Below are 3,051 nucleotides of genomic sequence, written 5' to 3'. Positions count from 1 at the left end.
GCGCGACCGCAGCGCGCTTGGCGGCGGGCCCTAGCATTTTTTTGAAAGGAGCTCGCGAAGTGCGGCCGCATCGAGCATCTGCTCGGCCAGAAGCTTCTTCAGCTTCGCGTTCTCCTCTTCCAAGGCCCTCAGCCGCTTCGCTTCGGAAACGTCCATGCCGCCGAATTTGGCCTTCCAATTGTAGACCTCGGAAACACCGTGCTTGCGAGCCAGGTCGGCTGTCTTCGCCCCAGCCTCATGCTCCTTCAATACGGCGATAATCTGCTCTTCCGTGAACCTTGCTCGCTTCATCTGTCCGTCCTTCTTCGGGCCGGACTCTAACTCCTTCTGGAGGAAATACGCAGTGGCAGGTCAACAGCACGCAAGTCATTTGCCTCTCGCACAAGTTACTTCAAACTCCTCGGCATAAGCGTGTCGTCCGCTACAAGCGTTAGAGGACTGAAATTGCGATTGGCCATAAAGTTCGGCCGCGGATTTGGTCGCTCAAGAAGTCCGTTCGACACACTATTGTAGGTGACAATTACCAACCTGCGGTCCCATGGCATGCTATTTGTACTGGAGCAATGAAACAAGCAGGGGTGAAATATCAAGATGGAGCCACGCGCTCCTTTGAGCGATACAACACCATTCTGACCGATTGCTTGCTGCAACAGCGATCGCTCCAACGTGTACTTCAGTTGCTTACTTGTGTGATGATGCCAGTCATGGGAATCGGAGCCAGGCTCGAACTTGCGGATTTCGTGTGCATCGTCATCCAATGAGCGCCTGTGCGTTCTCGGTACTGCCAGCATAGGTCCGTTGAATTCCGCGACATCATCTAAGAACAGCACGAAATTGATCGCTCGAGGACTAGGCATTCCATCCTCGTTTCGCCAAAAAACATAGTCGTCGTGCCAAGGCCATACCTCCCCATTCAAGCCCCTTTTTGCATTTATTTTGAACTGATGAATGTACACTTCATCGGCGAGCAGTTGCTGGGCTGGCTCCAGCAGCCTTGGGTGGCGGGCAAATGTGTACAGGACGTCGCTGTGAAGATGGACTCCGTTGACCGACCTGACCGTGAGGGCGTCCCCTTCGAGTATCTTGCCTTCGATATCGAGACCCAAAACTCTTTCGGCCTCGTCGCAAATTAGCTCGAGCTCCGAGCCGGAAAAGGACTCGGGTATGATGACATATCCGTCTCGTTCGTATGATATCACCTCTGAAGGCCTTAGTCGCATCTGCTACTCTCCATTCAAAGCTATCCGCAAGCTCGCTACAGACGCCGCATTCCGCGGCGTGCACCGCACCACGCAACATCTGAGTGTTTATCTTGCAGAATGGAAAGGACGTAAAGAGCTCCTCGCAATATGTTTGGGTGACTACTCTCTAGCACATTTTTGATGACGACTACTCGCGAAGACGCTTTTGATAACTAGAGCCGAAATATTTTCCTGATCTGGCTTTACCAGAACCAAATCCCGGAGCATGAACCAGCGCTGCTTCTCCCGCCTTAACAAGCAGAGGCAGACGACTACCACTCGAGAGGATTTCATGCGCTGGTCTAAGCTAGTAACGATGATTGATCTGCATGCAGAGGGAGAGATCGGCCGTGTCGCAACGGCGGGGTTTGGCACGGTCCCCGGCGACTCGATGATGGAAAAAATGCGCTACATCAATGAAATGGATGATACAATTAGAAGGTTTACTGTATTCGAACCGAGAGGAGCCGCCACCTCAACTGTTAATTTGTTATTTCCTCCGATCCGCCCAGAGGCCGCGGCCGGTTTTATTGTCCTCCAAGCTGACAAAGCACATGCTATGTCGGGCTCAAATGCGATGTGCGTCGCCACGGCGCTGTTGGAAACAGGTTATATTCCCATGCGGGAACCGTACACTCGGCTCAAGCTGGATACGCCGGCTGGTCTTGTTAGTGTCACGGCGGAGTGCCGGGGAGGACGATGTGAGCGCATTGCATTGGACATGCCACCCTCCTTTGTTCACGACCTTGAAGTGCGTCTTTCCGTACCAGAAATTGGAACAGTGATCGTTGATATTGCGTATGGCGGTGTGTTCTACGCGCTAGTCGACGCCGCGGCGCTCGGAATACCGATCAACCGGACAAACGCTCGCCGTTTGGTCGAACTTGCAAGCCCAATTAAGCGGGCCGTCAACCAACAGGTACGCGTCCGGCATCCAGACTTGCCGGAAATCAACCACGTTAGCTACGTCATGTTTTGCGAGCGGGGTAGCGATCCTTCGCTCATTCGCGGCTGCACCGTTATTCCGCCGGGCAGGTGCGATCGTTCGCCGTGCGGAACTGGCACCGCGGCTCGCTTGGCGGCTATGTATGCGAGGGGCGAGGTCCGCTTGGGTGACGAGCTGCGAGCCCAGTCGATCATCGACACCGAGTTTCAAGTGGAACTAACCGGACAAACCTGTATTGGCTGCGGTAGCGAAGGCGCCGTGCTGTCGCGCATCTCAGGGCGCGCCTGGATTTTTGGTATGTATCAATGTGCGCTTGATCCCACTGACCCATTCGCATTCGGCTTTGCATTGTCGGACACTTGGGGTCCGGACGTGGACGAAATGCGAGCAAGCCTTTCCACTTCAGGTTAACTAGTCGTCCTCCGATACGGCCTGTGCGGCTCCCGCCCATATTCCAGCGCTATTCTATTAAGCACAGGCTCCGCACATGAGGGCTCCGACTTGAGCGTACCCATTCGGCGTAGGCCGCAGGGTTACCGCCTGAGTAGTCCAGGGTTCTCTTTATAGAACTTGATGAGCTCGATGAGGTTCTCGATTCCGAAGTCGGTGAACGCCTGGACGCCGTCTTCTCCGATGCCGTAGACCCAGATGACGCCGTCCTCGATCTCCATCTCGTTGGCAATGTCCCACGACCAATCCTCATCTTCGCCGAGGTCGTTTGCGACCTTGGTAATGGTTGACCTGCCACCGAACATTCATCCAACAGCAGTTAGAGTCTCGGGGTTTTGTACGCCGAGTGGCGCGGGTGGAGCAACGGGCGATCGGCGGAGCTGGTCGGGGTTGCGCAGCCGATCGCCCGTTGCG

3 protein-coding genes and 1 pseudogene are annotated in these 3,051 nt (G+C 55.0%); 1 reads left to right on the top strand and 3 read right to left on the bottom strand.

Going from position 1 to position 3,051, the window contains the following annotated elements:
* Both FNJ47_RS45310 and FNJ47_RS45305 read right to left on the bottom strand, forming a co-directional pair.
* Positions 1-291: pseudogene (locus FNJ47_RS45310) on the bottom strand (transposase); the annotation flags it as partial.
* A 95-nt stretch (positions 292-386) separates the two neighbouring features.
* Positions 387-1,220: a phytanoyl-CoA dioxygenase family protein gene (locus tag FNJ47_RS45305; RefSeq protein ID WP_163163191.1), complete on the bottom strand. Its 834-nt coding sequence runs from the start codon at positions 1,218-1,220 to the stop codon at positions 387-389.
* A gap of 313 nt (positions 1,221-1,533) precedes the next feature.
* Here FNJ47_RS45305 and FNJ47_RS45300 point away from each other — a divergent pair, with 313 nt between their 5' ends.
* The gene (locus FNJ47_RS45300; protein WP_163163189.1) at positions 1,534-2,598 is read left to right on the top strand and encodes a proline racemase family protein; all 1,065 of its coding nucleotides are present in this window, start codon (positions 1,534-1,536) and stop codon (positions 2,596-2,598) included.
* A 122-nt stretch (positions 2,599-2,720) separates the two neighbouring features.
* Here the strand turns inward: FNJ47_RS45300 and FNJ47_RS45295 are convergent, their stop codons facing one another.
* Entirely contained in the window at positions 2,721-2,942 is a 222-nt protein-coding gene (locus FNJ47_RS45295) for a hypothetical protein (protein WP_163163187.1), read from the bottom strand.
* Between the last annotated feature and the right edge of the window lie 109 nt (positions 2,943-3,051).

The organism is Bradyrhizobium uaiense, assembly GCF_010811875.1.
GTDB lineage: Bacteria > Pseudomonadota > Alphaproteobacteria > Rhizobiales > Xanthobacteraceae > Bradyrhizobium > Bradyrhizobium uaiense.
The sequence above is the reverse complement of the archived record's forward strand: the minus strand, read 5'-3'. Positions and strand labels throughout refer to the sequence as shown.